Below are 17,217 nucleotides of genomic sequence, written 5' to 3' on the forward strand. Positions count from 1 at the left end.
GCGTCAGTAGACGTCACGGCTGTAGCGGCCCTCCGATTGCAGTTGGGCAAGGTACGCGTGCGCGGAGTCGGCATCGCCGCCGCGCTGGGTGGCGATCACGTCCAGCAGCGCCGCATGCACGTCGCGACCCATCGCGATGGAGCCGCACACGTAGAGATGCGCGCCGCCGTCGAGCCAGTCGAACAGGTCGCGTCCACGCTCGCGCAAACGCTGCTGCACGTAGAGTCTTTCCGCTTGGTCGCGCGAAAACGCGAGATCGAGCCGCTGCAGGTCTGCGCGTCGGAGCGCCTCCTGCCACTCGGTCTGGTAGAGGAAATCGTCGCGGAATTGCTGCGCGCCGAAGAACAGCCACGCGCGTCCGCGCGCGCCGGCTGCGCGGCGCTCCTGCACGAAGCCGCGGAACGGCGCCACGCCCGTGCCCGGGCCGATCATCACGATGTCGCGCGATGCGTCGGTCGGCACGCGAAAGCGTTCGTTGGGTTCGATGAATACCGAGGCACTGTCGCCGTCGCACAGGTCGGCGAGGAAGCGCGACGCGGCACCGACGTGGACGTGCCCGAAGGCTTCGTAGCCGAGCACGTCGACGGTGAGATGCGCTTCGTCGCCGACCTCCTTCTGGCTCGACGCGATCGAATACAACCGCGGCGTGGCCGATCGCAGCGCCGCGACGAGTGCGTCCGCGCTCCATGCCGCAGGCCAGCGCCGGAGCACGTCGATGAGCTGGTGCGAGGCAAGCAGCGCGGCACAGTCCGCCTGTTGCGCCGGCGCCAGCAGGCGATCGAGCTCGGCCGATGCGGACAACGTCGCATGGGCCGCGAGGAACGGGCGCGAGAGCCGGGTGAGTTCGCGCCGCGATTGCAGCCAGTGCGACAACGGCAGGGCGATACCGTCGTGCGTCACCACGACGTCGCCGTCCAGGCCCAGGACATCGAGGACCGCGTCGCGCACCGCGGGCGGGTTGTGCTGCCACACGCCGAGCGCGTCGCCCGGTTCGTAGCGCAGTCCGCTGCCGGCGAGCGAGAGTTCGATGTGGCGCACGTCCTTGGCACTGTTGCGCCCACTCAGGCGCTGGTTCGCGAGCAGTCCGGCCGCGAACGGACGCTCGCGCGTCCAGGCCGATGGCGCGGGCGGCGGACGCAACGCGGTGACGTTGGGGGCCGTTGCGGCGGTGGTAAGCAGCGCGCGCGCGTGGTCGACGGCGGCGGCGCTCCACGGTTGCGCCACCGTGTCGACATCGAGGTCGGCCTCACCCGCAGCGAACAGGCGCGTCGCACCCAGTTCCGCCAGCCGCGCATCGATGCGCCGGGCGATGCCGCAGAACTGCGCGTAGCTCGAGTCGCCGAGCCCGAGCACGGCGAACTTCAGTCCCGACAGCGCCGGTGCGCGCTTGCCGCACAGGAATTCGACGAAGCCGATGGCATCGTCCGGCGGATCGCCGTCGCCCTGCGTGCTGATGACGATGTAGAGCAGGCGTTCGGTCACCAGGTCGCGTGTCGGAAAGGCGTCCGCGCGCACCAGCCGCGCCGCGAGGCCGGCGCCTTCGAGGTCGTGCACCAGCCGCTCGGCGGCGCGCCGCGCGTTGCCGGTCTGGCTGCCGTACAGCACGGTGGCGCGCGGTGCGCCGGCGCCGCCGGGCAGCAGCGCGAGGGCGGGGGGCGCGGGCAGTTGCGCGAGGCCGGCGGCATAGCCGGACAGCCACCACAGTCCGGACGCGTCGAGCCCGTCCACCAGCCGCGCAAGCAGCGCCGGTTTCTCGCCGCCGAAAGACGGCGGCACGGTCGGCGTTGGCAGCGGTTGGGCGGACATGCGGGGCGCCATCGGGACAGGCAGGCATCGTAGGCCGCGCGTGGCGGCGTCCGAAAAGGACGCCTCGCCATGTGGTCATGCACGGGACTTATGGTGGATAGGTGGCGACGACGCCGTGCACTACACTTGCGCGCCCGACGATGCGCCGCAGTGCGCGGCGCGCGATCGGTGCCGCCGGTTCGTGCAGATCGCACCGCCATCGCCGATGCACGCGCGTCGGCGGGGCGACCGCGACGATGCACGCCTGCCCGCTGCCGCGGCGGCATGCGTCGGATCGTGCGGGTTGTCGGTCGCGCGGTCGCGGCGCCCGCCGGCGGTCGCCGTCATCGGCCTGGCCCGGCCCGCGAACGTCCCGTCGCAGGCCGGTGCCGGAACCGGTGAACCGGCGCGTATAGCCGGGGTCCAGACTTTCCCTTCGTGTCTTTCCAAGGAACATGCCGCATGCCGCAATCCCGCCGATTCCACGTCCCCGCCCTGGTATTCGTCACGCTGGCGACGTTGTTCGGCTGCAGCAGGCAGGAGGCGCCGCGCGGCGCGACGAGCCCGCCGGTGGTGGTCACCTCGGCGCTCGTCGAAACCAAACCCTGGCGCGACACCATCGAGGCGCTGGGCACGGCGCAGGCGAAGGAGTCGGTCACGCTCACGGCCAAGGTCACCGAGACCGTCAACTCGGTGAATTTCGAGGACGGCGACCTGGTCGAGGCCGGCCGCGTGCTGGTGGATCTGTCCGGGCGCGCCGAGGTGGCGCAGCTGCGCGAGGCGCAGGCGGCGTATACCGAGGCGCAGCAGCAGTACGCGCGCCAGTCCGAACTGGTGACCAAGGGCACCATCGCGCGCAGCCAGCTCGACACGCAGATCGCCACGCGCGACGCCGCCAAGGCGCGCGCCGACGCGATCCGCGCGGCCCTGTCCGATCGCGTGATCACCGCGCCGTTCGCCGGCGTGCTCGGCTTCCGGCAGGTGAGCCAGGGCGCACTCGTGACGCCCGGTGCGGTCATCGCCACGCTCGACGACGTGAGCACGATCAAGCTCGATTTCTCGATCCCCGAGGCCTATCTCGGCGCCGTCCAGGTCGGGCAGCAGGTCACCGCGCACAGTCCCGCGTACCCGGAACGCGAGTTCGCCGGCACGGTCGCGGCGATCGATTCGCGCGTGGACCCGGTCACCCGCGCGGTGACGGTGCGCGCGGAGATTCCCAATCCCGAGGCCCGGCTGCGGCCCGGCATGCTGCTCACCGTGCGCCTGTTCCGCCCCGAGCGGCAGGCGATCGTGATTCCCGAGATCGCGCTGGTGCAGGTCGGCACCAACGCGTTCGTGTACCGCATCGACGACGCGGCGAAGGCGAGCCAGGTGAACGTGCGGGTCGGCGCCCGGCGGCGCGGCGAGATCGAGATCGTGGAAGGCCTGGCGGTGGGCGACCGGATCGTGATCGACGGCACAGGCAAACTGCGCGACGGCGCCACGGTGCAGGACGCGGCGCGCGCGCCGGCCGCAGCCGAACCGCCGGCGGCGGCGCCGTCCGCGACGGCCGGCTGACGCGGCCATGAACATCTCCGAACTCTCGATCAAGCGCCCGGTGTTCGCCACCGTGATGAGCCTGCTGCTCGTCGCGCTCGGCGTGATGTCGTTCACGCGGCTCACGCTGCGCGAGCTGCCGGCAATCGATCCGCCGGTGGTGTCGGTGGACGTGACGTATCCGGGCGCATCGGCCGCCGTGGTCGAAACCCGCATCACGCAGATTCTCGAAGATGCCGTCAGCGGCATCGAAGGCATCGAGACGCTGGAGTCGCGCAGCGTCAACGGTCGCTCCAGCCTCAGCATCGAGTTCTCGCTCTCGCGCGACATCGAGGCCGCCGCCAACGACATCCGCGATGCGATCAGCCGCGTGATGGACCGCATGCCGGACGAGGCCGATCCGCCGGAAATCGAAAAGGTGGAATCGGACGCCGACCCCATCCTCTGGCTCAACATGAGCTCCGAGCGGATGGACACACTGGAGATCTCCGACTATGCCGACCGCTACATCGTCGACCAGCTCTCCGCGCTCGACGGCGTGGCGCAGGTGCGCATCGGTGGCGAGCAGAGGTATTCGATGCGGGTGTGGCTCGACCGCCAGGCGCTCGCCGCGCGCGGGCTCACCGTGGCCGACGTGGAAAACGCGCTCGAGCGCGAAAACGTCGAATTGCCGGCCGGGCGCATCGAATCGGAAGAACGCGACTTCACCCTGCGCGTGCAGCGCGGCTACCTCGGCCCCGAGGATTTCGCCGCGCTGGTGCTGAGCAAGGGCGACGACGGCTACCTCGTCCGGCTGGGCGACGTGGCGAAGGTGGAACGCGCCTCGGCCGAGCGGCGTGCGTATTTCCGCAGCAACGGCCAGGCCAACATCGGCATGGGCATCGTCAAGACGTCCACCGCCAACAGCCTGGACGTGGCGCTGGCGGTGCGCGCCGAGGCCGAGCGCATCCAGCAGTCGCTGCCCGAAGGCACCAACATCTTCGTCGCGTTCGACAGCACGGTGTTCATCGAGGCGGCGGTGGAGCGCGTGTACGCGACGCTGTTCGAAGCCATCGCGCTGGTGCTCGTGGTGATCTTCCTGTTCCTGGGCAGCGCGCGTGCGGCGCTGATTCCGGCCGTGACCGTGCCGGTGTGCCTGATCGCCGCGTTCATCGCGCTGTACGCGTTCGGTTTCTCGATCAACCTGCTGACGCTGCTGGCGCTGGTGCTGTGCATTGGCCTCGTGGTGGACGATGCCATCGTGGTGCTCGAGAACATCCAGCGCCGCGCCGACCTCGGCGAACCGCCGCTGGTCGCCGCCGTGCGCGGCACCAAGCAGGTGGCCTTCGCCGTGATCGCGACCACCGCGGTGCTGGTGGCGGTGTTCCTGCCGGTGGGCTTCATGGAGGGCAACACCGGCCGACTGTTCCGCGAGCTGTCGGTGGCGCTCGCCGGCGCCATCGCGATCTCGGCCTTCGTCGCGCTCACGCTCACGCCGATGATGTCGTCCAAGCTCGTGCGCCCGCACGGCGAGCCGCGCGGCATCACCGGCTGGATCAACACGCGCTTCAACCGCCTGAGTGCCGGCTACGGCCGCCAGATCCGCTACACCAGCGGCAAGCCGTGGCTGTTCGGCCTGGTGATGGTGGCCGCGGTGGTGGTGAGTTTCCTGATGGTGCGCATGGTGCCGAGCGAACTCGCGCCGCCGGAGGACCGCGGCGCCTTCTTCGTGATGGTGCAAGGGCCGGAGGGTGCGGGCTACGACTACACCGTGCAGCAGATCCAGAAGGTGGAAGAGATCATGTCGCGCTACATCGGCGACGGCAAACCGCTGCAGCGCGCCAACGCGCGCGTGCCCGGCGGCTTCGGTGCGGGCGAGGAAATGCACACCGGGCAGGTGATCGTCTTCCTGCAGGATTGGGACAAGCGCGAGGTGAGCACGGCGGAGGTCGTCGACGAGCTGCGCGCCGAACTCGGCAAGCTGCCCGCGGTGCGTGCCCTGCCGCAGGTGCGCACGGGCCTGGTGCGCAGTCGCGGACAGCCGTTCAACGTGGTGCTCGGCGGACCGGACTACGACGAGATCGTGCAGTGGCGCGACCGCATCCTCGCGCGCATGGAAGAAAATCCCGGTCTGTATGCCGGCGATTCGGACTACAAGGAAACGCGGCCGCAGATCCGCGTGGAAATCGATCGCTCGCGCGCGGCCGACCTCGGCATTTCGGTGCAGGACATCGGCCGCACGCTCGAATCGATGATGGGATCGCGCCGCGTCACCACGTATGTCGAGGACGGCCAGGAATACGATGTGATCCTGCAGGCGCAGGCCACCGATCGCGCGCAGCCGGCGGATCTGGAAAACCTCTACGTGCGCGCACGCTCGGGCGACCTGGTGCCGCTGTCGAGCGTGGTCACGCTGTCGGAACTGGCCGAGCCGGGCACGCTCAACCGCTTCAACCGGCTGCGCGCGATCACCATTTCGGCCGGCCTTGCGCCCGGGTATCCGCTCGGCGAAGCACTGCAGTGGGTGCAGCAGGTCATCGAGGAGGAACTGCCGGACTACGCGCAGATCGACTACAAGGGCGAATCGCGCGAATACCAGCAGGCCGGCGGTGCGGTGATCTTCACCTTCGCGATGGCGCTGCTGATCGTGTATCTGGTGCTGGCGGCGCAGTTCGAAAGCTTCGTGCATCCGCTCGTCATCATGCTGACGGTGCCGCTCGCGGTGCTGGGCGCGTTGATCGGGCTGTGGGTGACCGGCGGCTCGCTCAATCTCTTCAGCCAGATCGGCATCGTGATGCTGGTGGGCCTGGCGGCGAAGAACGGCATCCTGATCGTGGAGTTCGCCAACCAGTTGCGCGACGAGGGGCGCAGCATCGAGGAGGCCATCGTCGAATCGGCGTCGGTGCGACTGCGGCCGATCCTGATGACGTCGATCGCCACGATCATGGGCGCGGTGCCGCTGGTGGTGGCCGGTGGTCCCGGCTCGGCGAGCCGCGCCACCATCGGCGTGGTGGTGATCTTCGGCGTGGCGTTCTCGACGCTGCTGTCGCTGTATGTCGTGCCCGCGTTCTATCGCCTGCTGGCCCCGTACACGCGCTCGCCGGAGGCGCTCGCGAAGAAGCTCGAGCGCCTGGAGCAGGAGACGCCGGCGGTCGGCGGTCATGCGTGACGACGGCGACGTTCCGAGCGTTCCATCGCCAGCTGAGATCTGTTCCCCGTTGCCGCGTTTCAAAGCTTTTCCCTCTTGATGGGGGAAGGGTTGGGATGGGGGCGGCTCCCGCTGCCGCTGCCAGTGTCTCCGTGCGGCGCTGCTGGCAGCCACGGGGCGGGCACGCCGGACATTCGACACCAACCTCCGTAAGATCAAGGGCCACCCCCATCCCGACCCGTCCCCCGTCGAGGGGGAAGGGCTCAAGCGCCAGAGCGAGAGCGAGCACGCCATGCCCGATTGGCAAACCAAACGGGCGCGCGAATTGCGCGCGAACATGACCAATGCGGAGCGCAAGCTCTGGACAGTTCTGCGCGACCGCCAGGTCGACCAGTTCAGGTTCCGCCGCCAGATGCCGATCGGCCGCTACGTCGCGGATTTCGTCTGTCCGGCGGCGCGCCTGGTCATCGAAATCGATGGCGGCCAGCACGGCACGCCCACCGACGCCGCGCGCGATCGCTGGTTCACCGAGGCTGGTTTCCGCGTGCTGCGGTTCTGGAACAACGAGGTGGAGCGCAACCTCGAGGGCGTTTACCAGCGCGTGCAGGAGGCGCTGGTCGCCACGAAGGCGCGGACGATAAGTCCGGACACAGCGGGCTCGACAGCTGCGTCAGCGCCCGCCGCGCCAGCCGCGCCCACCGCGCCAGCCGCAGAATCACCCGCACCCGCACCCGCACCCGCACCCGCACCCGCACCCGCACAAAAGGCCGGCGATGACGATTCGCCGTGGGCACGTGCACGACGCGAGCGCGACGCGACAGCCCGTGGCCTGCAGGCCGGCGACGAACGCGCCGCGATTGCGCGCACGCACGATCACGCGCACGAACGCGCGAGCGCGCAAGCCGCGTCCGCGATGCCCGGCCGCGCGGCGGATCCGCAGTCGCCCGTGCAGGCGTCGCACGCCGCTCCTGCAACAGCGGAATCGCCGTGGCGGCCACGGCCGGCGCGCGCCGAAGCGGCACCGGACGGCCCCGCGCCACCCGTACCTGCGTCACCCGTGCCTACGACACCGCAGCGATCCGGCGCCACCACGGTGGAAGTCCGCATCCATGGCTTCAATGCGTGTCTCGCGGCCTTCGCCGCGCGGCCGCACGATCTGCGCAAGGTGTATCTGCTGCAGTCGCGGCTGCATGCCTTGCGCGACGTGCTGGCGTGGTGCGTGCAGCATCGGCTCGGCTACCGCGTGGTCGAGGAGGCGGACCTCGCGAAACTGGCCGGGTCCACGCATCACGAAGGTCTGTGCTTCGACATGAGGCGTCGCGACCAGCCCGACCTGGCGCAGCTGCTCGCCACGCTGCCGGCATCGCGGCCGGCGTGCCTGCTGTGGCTCGACGGCGTCGGCAATCCGCACAACTTCGGCGCGGTGCTGCGTTCGGCCGCGCACTTCGGCGTTGCCGGCGTGCTGTTGCCGCCGGGTTCGACGCTGACCCTGTCCGGTGCCGCGTACCGGGTGGCGGAGGGCGGCGCTGAGGCCGTGCCCGTGGTCAGGCTCGACAGCGTGCCCGACGCGATGCGGGCGCTGCACGCGGCGGGCTTCACGCTGGCCGCAACGTTGCCACGTGCGGCCACGTCGATCCACGCCGCCGATCTCCCGCCGCGCACCGTGTTCGTGCTCGGTGCCGAGGGCGACGGCATGCAGGCGGCGCTGATCGACGCCTGCGGCTTGCGCGTCACCATTCCGGGCACCGGTCGGGTGGAGAGCCTCAACATCGCCAACGCCGTCGGCGTGCTGCTGTCCGAGCACTGGCGACGCCACGCCGGCCACTAGCGTATTGGCGCGGTTCACGCGCGGCCGGTATCGTGCACCGGCTTTGTCCTGCGGAGACCTGCATGCGTGTTGTCCCGATCCTCGGTCTTGCCTGCGCCCTTGCGTTCGGCGCAACGTCGGCGCTGGCCGCGCGCAGCAGTTACGACGTGGACTACCGCGTCCAGTTCCTGCCCGACACCGGCAAGGCGCGCGTCAGCATCGCGATCGAACCCGACACCGGACACGTGTCGCGCCTGGTGTTCGACATGGATCCGTCGCGCTACAGCGAGATCGACGGCGACGGCACCGTGGCCCGGGACGGCGACAGCGTGCGCTGGGAACCGCCGGCGGACGGCGGCACGCTGACCTATCTGTATGCCGTCGACTGCAAGCGCGGCAACGGCGCCTACGACGCGCGCATCACGAAGGACTGGGTCATCGTGCGCGGCGATGACCTCGTGCCCGCTGCTCGGGTGACCTCGAGCAAGGGCGCCGATTCGCGCGCGCGGCTGCACCTCGAACTGCCGCCCGGATGGAGCCACGCCGACACCGGCTGGCTGCCGACGAAGGACGGCAGCGCGTACGTGGTGGTCAACGCGGAGCGACGCTTCGATCGGCCGGTGGGCTGGATCCTCGCCGGCGACATCGGCACCCGCCGCGACGTGGTCGAGGACATGGAAATCGCGGTCGGCGCGCCGAAGGGCGACCCGATGCCGCGCATGGAGATCCTGTCGATGCTCACCGCCACCGCGCCCGCGATGCGCGATGCGTTCGGCACGCTGCCGCCGAAGATCCTGGTCGTCGGCGCCAGCGATCCGATGTGGCGCGGCGGCCTGTCCGGACCGCGTTCGCTGTGGATGCACTCCGAGCGTCCGCTGATCAGCGAGAACGGTTCCTCGACCCTGATGCACGAGGCCGTCCACGTGGTGACGCGCATCCGCGGCGGACGCGGCGACGACTGGATTGCCGAGGGTCTCGCGGAGTTCTACGGCATCGAGCTCATGCGTCGCGCGGGTCTGCTCAGCGACGCGCGCGTCGACAAGTCGATCCAGTGGATGCGTTCGCACGGGCGCGGCGTGAAGACGCTGCACGCCGGCAGCGCATCCGGGCCGCGCACGGCGCGCGCGGTGGCGCTGTTCGCCGATCTGGACCGCGAGATCCGCAGCGAGAGCGGCGGCAAGCGTTCGCTCGACGATGTGGCGCGTGCGCTGATCGCCAAAGGCGGCCGCGTGTCGACGCAGGATGTCCGCGATGCGGCCGAAGACGCCATCGGCGCACCGGCGAAGACGCTGGATTCGCCGCTGCTAGACTGAGTTCTTGCGGCCGCCGCGCGGCCGCTCGCCATCGACCGATCGCGGAACAGGGGCTGCAGGGAGTGTCACGGATGCCGCAGGCACCCGCGCCGGTCGACGCCGGCCATCGCGCCGCGGCGCACGACGTCGATACAGTCGCATCGACGCCGGCACCGCATGGCTCCCCTGCCGTGCGCGCGCGCGGCGTCTGGATCGTGCTGCTCGCGCTGCTGTTCACCGTGAGCGTCGGCACCACGCTGCTGGTGCGTGGCCCGTTCCTGTGGCACGTGCAGCAGCCGGCCGCATGGCAGGGTGCGCTCGAGGCGGCATTGCTGACCGGCCTCGTGTTCCTCGCGCTGCAGTGGCGTGCCGCGCCCGTCGCACGCGCGGCACTGCTGCTGGTGCCGGTCGCGCTTTACCTGCGCCGGCATCACGTGGACGCGGTGCTGCCGATCGTGCTGCTGTATGCGGAGGGCATCGTGCTGCTCGGTGCGCTGGTGCTGCGTTTGCTGCGCGAGACGCCGGGCCGCACGGATGCGTGGCTGCGCGCGACCGTCGCCGGCGTCGCGGGCCTGTCGTTGCTGCTGTGGCTCGGGCAGGCGGCCGGGCTCGGCACGCCGCGCGCGCAACGTCTGCTGGCGGGGTTGGTGTTGTTGCCGTTGCTGGCGTGGCGCTGGCGCGATTTGCAGGTGCCCGGGTTGCTGCGCGCGGCGTTTGCGCTGGAGCGGCCGTTCGAGCGGGTCTGGGCCGCGGCGCTGATCGCGACGCCGCTGGTGCTGTTTGCGCGCAGCAACGCCGTGTTCGGCTTCGACGAAGCGTGGTACGGCCTGCGTCCGGAGCGGGTGCTGGTCGGCGAACGCTCGGTGTTCGAACCGCTCGGCATGGTGTCGCCGGTGCACTATTTTCCCAAGCTCTACGAGGTGCTGTGCCTGCCGCTGAGCGCGCTGCGCGAACACAGCGCGGTGCAGGGGCTCGCGATCGTCTTCGGCGCGGCGATCGCGCGGCTCGCGTTCGACCTGCTGCGCCGCCTCGGCCACGCGCGGACGCCGGCGCTGGCCGGTGCGGTGCTGGTGTGGAGCCTGCCGACGCTTGCGAACACCTCGATCAGCGCCAAGCCCGACGTGTTTGCGGCGTTCTGCCTCGTCGCGATGCTGTGGTTCGGCTGGAACCTGCTGCAGGACGGGCGCCGCGCGGATCTTGCGTGGCTGTTTGCGTGCGCCGGGCTCGCGGTATCGAGCAAGCTGCTGGCGTTGTCGTACGTCGGCGTGCTCGGGTTTGCGTGCCTCGCCGGCCTTGCATGGCAGCGGCTGCGCGCGCCGCCCGCAGGCGACGCGGGCGGTCGCCGCGCCGGCATCGGCGTGCTCGTGCTCGCGACCGGCGTCGGGGTGTGCGTGTGTGCGCGGACGTTCCTGCTCACCGGCATGCCGACCGTCGGGCCGGATGTGCTGGTCGCGCTGTGGCGCGGCCTGGGCATGGAACTGATCTCGCCGGTGGGCACGTTGACGTGGACGCGGCCGCAGGTGTGGTCGGAAGTGCCGGGCAACGTGTTCGGCTGGGTGGTCTCGCCGAGCGATCTGCATCTGCGCACGTCCTGGCCGGGCAACGTCTGGATCTTCCTGCCGCTGCTGGCGTGGCTGCTCGCACGCCGCGCAGGCGGTGCGGTGGCAGCGACGCCTGCGCCACGCTGGCTGCTGTGGGTACTGCCTGCCGCCGCGCTGGCGATGTTCCTGCTGATCCGCTTCAGCAACCGGGGCGGCGACGGCAACTACTTCATGGCGCCGGCCGTGCTCGCGACGGTGGCGGGGCTCGACCTCGTTCTGCGCCGGCCGGCCGCGGCAACGCTGCAGCGGCCGCTGCTGCTCGCGCTCGGCTGCTTTGTCGCGTTGCACGCCATGCTGTGTTTCGTCTCGGCCAGTTGGGGCCTGGGCACGCGTGCCTTCGATCTGGATGTGTCGCGAAGCAACCGCGACTCGCCGGCCACCGTCGCGCAGTCGCTGGCATCGGCAGGGCTCGACGGCGTCGCGCACTGGCTGCACGGGCAGGGCGGGCGGTTGCGCGTGCTCGGACACGGCATGCAGCCGCACATCGGCAATCGCCTGCCGGCGCGTTTCGAGAACCTGCGCGACGCGCTGTACGCCACAGGCGACGTGCCCGCGGACGCATTCGCGCAGCGCCTCGGCTGCACCGGTGCCGTGGCGCTGCTGCTGCCGCGGTCGGTGCCGCCGCCGACGGGGTTCGTCGCGATCGATGCACTCGTCGCGGCGGCGTCGGAGTTTCCCGGACCGGCCGTGCTGTACGAGGACGACGACTGGCGCCTGCTCGCGACCGGCGGCCTGCTGCCGGACTGCGCCGATCCCGCGGCTCAGTCGGCAGCGGGTGGGGTTTGCGGCGTCGAGCCGAACCCCGCGTCGGACTCGGCCGCGAGATAGGCGAACACCGCGTACGCCGCGACCTGCTGATCGAGGGCCGCGGCGTCGACCTTGTCGAGCGTGTCGTTGGCGGTGTGGTGGTAGTCGAAGTAGTCGCTGCCGTCCTGCGCCAGCCAGCCCCAGGCCATGCCGCGTTGCGCCATCGGGCCGATGTCCGGACCGGCGCCGCCCTTGCCCGGCAGGTAGTCGATGCCGAGCGGCGCCAGCGCCGCCGCGATCTGCTGCACCGTCGCTTCGCTTGCTGCAGGCAGTGCGCTGGTCGCGAAACCGTAGATGCGGCCCGCGCCGAAATCGCTTTCGGCGCCGATGCGATGCCGCACGATGGCCGCATCGTCCTGCGCCGCGGCGTAGGTTTTCGCACCGACGATGCCCTGTTCCTCGTTGGCGAAGGCGATGACGCGGATGGTGCGCTTGGGAGGCGTCGGCAGAGCGCCGATCAGCGCGCCGGCGCGCATGGTGATGGCGACGCCTGCGGCGTCGTCGATCGCGCCGGTGCCCAGATCCCAGGAATCCAGATGACCGCCGATGATGACGACTTCGTCGGGCTTCTCGCGCCCGCGGATCTCGCCGATCACGTTGTAGGACGTGGCCTCGCCCTGCGTGCCGACGTCGAGCTCCAGCTGCACCGTCACCGGCTGGCCGCGACGCAGCATGTTGGAGAGCAGGTCGGCGTCGGGATTGCTCAGCGCCGCGGCCGGGATGCGCGCCACGCCGTCGGGGTACCGCTGCATGCCGGTGTGCGGGAGGCGGTCGCTGTCGGTGCCGATGGAACGCAGCAGGTAGCCGACCGCGCCCTTCGAAGCCGCGACGCCGGCGCCGTGCGTGCGGGCCTGGCCCGCGATGCCGTAACCGCCACCGTCGCGCTTGCGTTCCATGCGCAGGCTCACGTATGCGATGCGTCCGCGCGCGGCATCGGCGGGCGCGTCCTTCAGCGCCTGCAGCGATTCGAATTCCACCACCTCCGCCTGCAGCGGCGTGCCGCCGGTGCCGTCGCTCAGACCGAGCGCGGTCACGTGCAGCGGCTGCGGGAACGGCGACAGCACCGCGGCGCGTTCCTCGCCGCGGCGCCAGGCCGGAAACGTCACCGGCTGCGTGCTCACGGTGTCGAAGCCGTTGCGTTCGAACGCGGCTTTCGCCCACGCCACGGCGGCGACGTCGCCGGGCGTGCCGGCCATGCGCGGGCCGACCTCGGTGGTCAGCGATTCCACCAGCGCGTACGCGCCGCTGCCGGCGAGCGCGGTCTCGCGTAGCTGCGCGGCGACGGCGAGCGCGTCGTCGGACAGATCGGGCGACGCCTGCTGCGCGTGAAGCGCAAACGGAACGAGCAACAACAGCGCGAGCGCGGATCGGATCATGCGGCACCTCGGAGGAATGGACGGCGGGCCGCCACGCCGCGCGGCCATGCCCGAATCATAGTGCCGCAGCGCTGCATCTCCGCCCTCGGCTTGCCGATTCGCGCTACTTCGCGCGCAGCAGATCGCGGATTTCGGTGAGCAGTTTTTCCTCGGCCGTGGGCGCGGGCGGCGCCGCCGGCTGCTCGGCCTGCTTGCGGCGCATGCGGTTGACGACCTTCACCGCAAGGAAGATCGCGAACGCGACGATGGTGAACTGGATGATGGTGTTGATGAAATCGCCGATGCCGATGACCACCGCGGGGGTCGTCACCACGCCGGCCGCATCGGTCACCGCCTCGCGCAGCGTGATCACCCAGCGGGAAAAATCGACCCCGCCGATCAGCAGGCCGATCGGCGGCATGATGATCTTGTCGACCAGCGCGGTGACGATCTTGCCGAACGCCGCCCCGATCACCACGCCCACGGCGAGATCGACGACATTGCCGCGTACCGCGAATTCCCTGAATTCCTGGATCATGCCCATGGCAGCCTCCGCATGTGAAAGGACGCGGCGACGCCCCCGACGCGGCCGCGCGCCAATTTACAACGGCGGGCTTCTGCGGCGCGATGTCAGGCGTCGATGCTGCCTTGCAGCTCGACCAAGCCCTCGATGCCGGCATGCCAGCGGTCGCCCGGTGCGAGCGCGGCCACGCCAGCCGGCGTGCCCATGAAGATCAGGTCGCCGGCGCGCAGTTCGAAGCGCTGCGAGAGTTCGTGCACGATGTCGGCCACGCTCCACACCATGTCCGACAGCGGTGCGGACTGGCGGCGTTCGCCGTTGACCTCGAGCCACAGCGTGCGCGCGGCCAGATCGCCTGCGGCTGCGGCCGGCACGAGCTCGCCGGCCGGGGCGGAGCGGTCGAAGCCCTTCGCCACGTCCCACGGCAGGCCTTTTGCCTTGGCCTGCGCCTGCAGGTCGCGGCGCGTGAGATCCAGGCCCACGGTGTAGCCGAACACATGCGCGAGCGCGGCATCGGGCGCGATCGTGCCGTCGACATCGCGCCCGAGCGCGACGACGAGCTCGACCTCGTGATGCAGGTCCCGCGTGGCGCTCGGATACGGCTGTGCCCCGCCGCCGGCGACGATGGCGTCGGCCGGCTTGGCGAAAAACACCGGCGTGCCGCGATCGATGCTCGCACCCATTTCCTTCGCATGCTCGGCGAAGTTGCGCCCCACGCAATAGATGCGGCGGACGGGAAACCGCGCGGACATGCCGCGGATGGCGAGCGACGGAACGGGCGGGGCGGGGATGGCGTAGTCGGTCATGGGCGGCGTCGGCGGAAGCGGCGCGCGCAGCGTAGCAGCAGTGCGGCAACGCGCCGAGTGCGGCGCGCGCAATTCAGCGCCAGTGCATCGGCGCGGGTTCGTCAGCGCCAGTGCAGCGGCGTGCGCGGCTTGTCGACGACCGAGAACTCGCCTTCGATCACGTCCGGATCGGCGGGACGCACCGGGGCCGCACCCGGTGTCGCGCCGCGCAGGTGCAGCCACGCGCGCCGCAGGCCGAATCCGACCAGCACCGCACCTGCCACCAGCACGCCGAACACGGTGAAGAACCCGAGGATCGCCACGCCGATCAGCGCCAGCGCGAAGCGCAGCAGCGGATTGCGGGGCGGTTGCAGGGCGAAGAACATCGGGCGCATCGTGGATTTCCGTGTGCATGGCAGAATGCGGCCATCTCGCAATCAGTATCGGGGCCAACCCCGGGCATCTCAAGTGACCCACGACGCCTCTTCCTCGACCGATGTGACCGCCGAACCCTTGTGCGCACTGCACGAGATTCCCGGCGGCGGGGTGCTCGAACGCGTCGCGCGGGTCGACGGCGAACCCGAGTCGCTGCTGATCCTGCGGCGCGGCGACGAGGTGCACGTGTTCTTCAACGTGTGCCCGCACGCCGGTCGGCGCCTGGATTTCGCGCCCGGCCGCTTCATGCTCGATGCCGACACGCTGCTGTGTGCCGCGCACGGCGCGGCGTTTGCGATTCCCGGCGGTGCGTGCATCGCGGGCCCGTGCCGCGGCGAGCGCCTGCGCGAGGTGCGCAGCGCGGTGCGCGACGGCCACGTCTGGCTCGTGCCAGCGTGAGATGGCGCGCATGAGCGGCGCCACGCCGGGACTGCGCCGGCACGAGGTCCGCACGCTCGCGCTCGGCGCGCTCGGCGGCGCGCTGGAGTTCTACGACTTCATCGTGTTCGTCTACTTCGCCACCGTGCTCGGCGCGCTGTTCTTTCCGCCGGACATGCCGGAGTGGCTGCGGCAGCTGCAGACGCTCGGCATCTTCGCCGCCGGTTACCTCGCGCGGCCGATCGGCGGCGTGCTGATGGCGCACTGGGGCGACCGCATCGGACGCAAGCGCATGTTCATGCTGAGCGTGCTGCTGATGGCGCTGCCGACACTCGCGATCGGACTGTTGCCGACCTACGCGCAGTGGGGCATCGCCGCGCCGATCGCGCTGTTGCTGTTGCGCCTGCTGCAGGGCGCGGCGATCGGCGGCGAGGTGCCAGGCGCATGGGTGTTCGTCGCCGAGCACGTCAGCGAGCGCCGCGTCGGATTCGCCTGCGCCACGCTGACGGCCGGACTCACGTTCGGCATCCTGCTCGGCTCGCTGAGCGCGTCGGCGATCAACCTGCGGTTCACCCCGGCACAGGTGCAGGACTGGGCGTGGCGGTTGCCGTTCCTGGCGGGCGGCGCGCTCGGCGTGGTCGCGGTGTGGTTGCGGCGGTATCTGGACGAGACGCCGGTGTTCGTGGCGCTGCGCGAACGCCGCGCGCTCGCACAGGGCATGCCGCTCGTCACCGTGCTGCGCGCGCACCGCGCGGCGGTGCTGTATTCGATCGGTCTGACGTGGCTGCTGACCGCCGCCATCGTGGTGATGATCCTGCTCACGCCGGTGCTGATGCAGCAGCGCTTCGGCCTGCCGGCAGCGGTGGCGTTGCCGGCCAACAGCATCGCGACGCTGTGTCTGTGCGTCGGCTGCCTTGCGTACGGGCTCGCAGCGGACCGCTTCGGCATCCGCGTCGCGCTCGGTGTCGGCTGCGTGCTGCTTGCGGCGTCGTCGTACTGGCTCTACGCGGTGCTCGCTGCCGGCAGCACCGATCCCGTGCTGCCGTACGCGGTCACCGGACTTGCCGTCGGGGTAGTGGCCGTGGTGCCGGCCGCGATGGTGCGGGTGTTCCCCGCGCCGATCCGCTACAGCGGGCTCTCGTTCTCCTACAACATCGCCTATGCCGTGTTCGGCGGACTCACGCCGCTCATCGTTGCCACGCTCGCGCAACACAGCGCACTCGCGCCGGCACACTACGTGGCCGCGGTGTGCGTGCTCGGCGTGTTGTTGGCGCTCGCACGGGCGCCGCGCACGCCGGCAGCGGGCTGACGTCCGCGTCGAGCCGCCGGACGGCAGACCGCACGCGACCCGGGCGGACCGCGGGCGCCTCAGACGGCTGCGGTGACCACCATCTCGATCTTCCACTCCGGACGCGCCAGCGCCGCCTGCACCGTGGCGCGTGGCGGCGCGTGCCCCGGCACCACCCACGCCTCCCACACCGCGTTCATCGCGTCGAAGTCGACGAGATCGGCGAGGTAGATCTGCGCGCGCAGGATCTTCGACTTGTCGCTGCCGGCCCGCGCCAGCAGCGCATCGATCGCATCGAGCACCTGCCGCGTCTGCCCGGAAATATCCTGCGTGCCGTCGTCGGCGATCTGCCCCGCGAGATACGCCACGCCGGCATGCACCGCCATTTCCGACATGCGCGGGCCGACATCGAAGCGTTCGATCATGGCTGGTACTCCGGCGGGACGATGGGCTGCAGGCTTGCAGATCACGACGGTGCGGGCAAGCCCGGGTATCGCGGGG

At 70.7% G+C, this 17,217-nt stretch carries 13 protein-coding genes; 7 read left to right on the forward strand and 6 right to left on the reverse strand.

Annotated features, from left to right (window positions below; genetic code table 11):
* Positions 1-3: 3 nt before the first annotated feature.
* Positions 4-1,806 carry an assimilatory sulfite reductase (NADPH) flavoprotein subunit gene (locus HNQ52_RS12230; protein WP_183961457.1) on the reverse strand — a complete coding sequence of 601 codons (1,803 nt, stop codon included), beginning with the start codon at positions 1,804-1,806 and terminating at the stop codon, positions 4-6.
* Between the two features lie 441 nt (positions 1,807-2,247).
* Here HNQ52_RS12230 and HNQ52_RS12235 point away from each other — a divergent pair, with 441 nt between their 5' ends.
* From HNQ52_RS12235 to HNQ52_RS12255, 5 genes are all read left to right on the forward strand, one after another.
* Positions 2,248-3,342 carry an efflux RND transporter periplasmic adaptor subunit gene (locus HNQ52_RS12235; protein WP_183961458.1) on the forward strand — a complete coding sequence of 365 codons (1,095 nt, stop codon included), beginning with the start codon at positions 2,248-2,250 and terminating at the stop codon, positions 3,340-3,342.
* 7 nt (positions 3,343-3,349) lie between these two features.
* On the forward strand, positions 3,350-6,469 hold the full coding sequence (locus HNQ52_RS12240; protein WP_183961459.1) for an efflux RND transporter permease subunit: 3,120 nt from the start codon (positions 3,350-3,352) through the stop codon (positions 6,467-6,469).
* A gap of 271 nt (positions 6,470-6,740) precedes the next feature.
* Positions 6,741-8,276 carry a DUF559 domain-containing protein gene (locus HNQ52_RS12245; protein ID WP_183961460.1) on the forward strand — a complete coding sequence of 512 codons (1,536 nt, stop codon included), beginning with the start codon at positions 6,741-6,743 and terminating at the stop codon, positions 8,274-8,276.
* 62 nt (positions 8,277-8,338) lie between these two features.
* A complete protein-coding gene (locus HNQ52_RS12250) occupies positions 8,339-9,568 on the forward strand; it encodes a M61 metallopeptidase family protein (RefSeq protein ID WP_183961461.1) in 1,230 nt (409 codons plus the stop codon).
* Positions 9,569-9,639: 71 nt separating this feature from the next.
* Positions 9,640-11,976 (forward strand): glycosyltransferase family 39 protein, encoded by a 2,337-nt coding sequence (locus tag HNQ52_RS12255; protein WP_183961462.1) that lies wholly within the window; start codon positions 9,640-9,642, stop codon positions 11,974-11,976.
* On the opposite strand, the gene HNQ52_RS12260 is transcribed toward HNQ52_RS12255, so the two are convergent.
* The 4 genes from HNQ52_RS12260 to HNQ52_RS12275 all read right to left on the reverse strand — a co-directional run bounded on the left by HNQ52_RS12260 (position 11,910) and on the right by HNQ52_RS12275 (position 15,010).
* The gene (locus tag HNQ52_RS12260) at positions 11,910-13,379 is read right to left on the reverse strand and encodes a M28 family peptidase (protein WP_425486495.1); all 1,470 of its coding nucleotides are present in this window, start codon (positions 13,377-13,379) and stop codon (positions 11,910-11,912) included. The genes HNQ52_RS12255 and HNQ52_RS12260 overlap by 67 nt on opposite strands.
* Before the next feature lie 55 nt (positions 13,380-13,434).
* Positions 13,435-13,854: a large-conductance mechanosensitive channel protein MscL gene (gene mscL / locus HNQ52_RS12265; protein WP_221282057.1), complete on the reverse strand. Its 420-nt coding sequence runs from the start codon at positions 13,852-13,854 to the stop codon at positions 13,435-13,437.
* Between the two features lie 86 nt (positions 13,855-13,940).
* Positions 13,941-14,636 (reverse strand): fumarylacetoacetate hydrolase family protein, encoded by a 696-nt coding sequence (locus HNQ52_RS12270; RefSeq protein WP_183961464.1) that lies wholly within the window; start codon positions 14,634-14,636, stop codon positions 13,941-13,943.
* Positions 14,637-14,737: 101 nt separating this feature from the next.
* Positions 14,738-15,010 carry a hypothetical protein gene (locus HNQ52_RS12275; RefSeq protein WP_246387802.1) on the reverse strand — a complete coding sequence of 91 codons (273 nt, stop codon included), beginning with the start codon at positions 15,008-15,010 and terminating at the stop codon, positions 14,738-14,740.
* A 73-nt stretch (positions 15,011-15,083) separates the two neighbouring features.
* On the opposite strand from HNQ52_RS12275, the gene HNQ52_RS12280 reads away from it, so the two are divergent.
* Both HNQ52_RS12280 and HNQ52_RS12285 read left to right on the forward strand, forming a co-directional pair.
* The gene (locus HNQ52_RS12280; protein ID WP_343059353.1) at positions 15,084-15,449 is read left to right on the forward strand and encodes a Rieske (2Fe-2S) protein; all 366 of its coding nucleotides are present in this window, start codon (positions 15,084-15,086) and stop codon (positions 15,447-15,449) included.
* Positions 15,450-15,459: 10 nt separating this feature from the next.
* A complete protein-coding gene (locus HNQ52_RS12285) occupies positions 15,460-16,737 on the forward strand; it encodes an MFS transporter (RefSeq protein WP_183961466.1) in 1,278 nt (425 codons plus the stop codon).
* A 59-nt stretch (positions 16,738-16,796) separates the two neighbouring features.
* Here HNQ52_RS12285 and HNQ52_RS12290 read toward each other — a convergent pair whose 3' ends face one another.
* Positions 16,797-17,141, reverse strand: coding sequence for a RidA family protein (locus tag HNQ52_RS12290; protein ID WP_183961467.1), 345 nt, complete (start codon positions 17,139-17,141; stop codon positions 16,797-16,799).
* Between the last annotated feature and the right edge of the window lie 76 nt (positions 17,142-17,217).

The organism is Chiayiivirga flava, from assembly GCF_014202825.1.
Classification (GTDB): Bacteria; Pseudomonadota; Gammaproteobacteria; order Xanthomonadales; family Xanthomonadaceae; genus Chiayiivirga; species Chiayiivirga flava.

Coding starts and splice junctions, on each gene's coding strand:
- HNQ52_RS12230 (WP_183961457.1), bottom strand. CDS start 1,806: ATGTCCGCCCAACCGCTGCCAACGCCGACCGTGCCGCCGTCTTTCGGC.
- HNQ52_RS12235 (WP_183961458.1), top strand. CDS start 2,248: ATGCCGCAATCCCGCCGATTCCACGTCCCCGCCCTGGTATTCGTCACG.
- HNQ52_RS12240 (WP_183961459.1), top strand. CDS start 3,350: ATGAACATCTCCGAACTCTCGATCAAGCGCCCGGTGTTCGCCACCGTG.
- HNQ52_RS12245 (WP_183961460.1), top strand. CDS start 6,741: ATGCCCGATTGGCAAACCAAACGGGCGCGCGAATTGCGCGCGAACATG.
- HNQ52_RS12250 (WP_183961461.1), top strand. CDS start 8,339: ATGCGTGTTGTCCCGATCCTCGGTCTTGCCTGCGCCCTTGCGTTCGGC.
- HNQ52_RS12255 (WP_183961462.1), top strand. CDS start 9,640: ATGCCGCAGGCACCCGCGCCGGTCGACGCCGGCCATCGCGCCGCGGCG.
- HNQ52_RS12260 (WP_425486495.1), bottom strand. CDS start 13,379: ATGGCCGCGCGGCGTGGCGGCCCGCCGTCCATTCCTCCGAGGTGCCGC.
- mscL (WP_221282057.1), bottom strand. CDS start 13,854: ATGGGCATGATCCAGGAATTCAGGGAATTCGCGGTACGCGGCAATGTC.
- HNQ52_RS12270 (WP_183961464.1), bottom strand. CDS start 14,636: ATGACCGACTACGCCATCCCCGCCCCGCCCGTTCCGTCGCTCGCCATC.
- HNQ52_RS12275 (WP_246387802.1), bottom strand. CDS start 15,010: ATGCGCCCGATGTTCTTCGCCCTGCAACCGCCCCGCAATCCGCTGCTG.
- HNQ52_RS12285 (WP_183961466.1), top strand. CDS start 15,460: ATGAGCGGCGCCACGCCGGGACTGCGCCGGCACGAGGTCCGCACGCTC.
- HNQ52_RS12290 (WP_183961467.1), bottom strand. CDS start 17,141: ATGATCGAACGCTTCGATGTCGGCCCGCGCATGTCGGAAATGGCGGTG.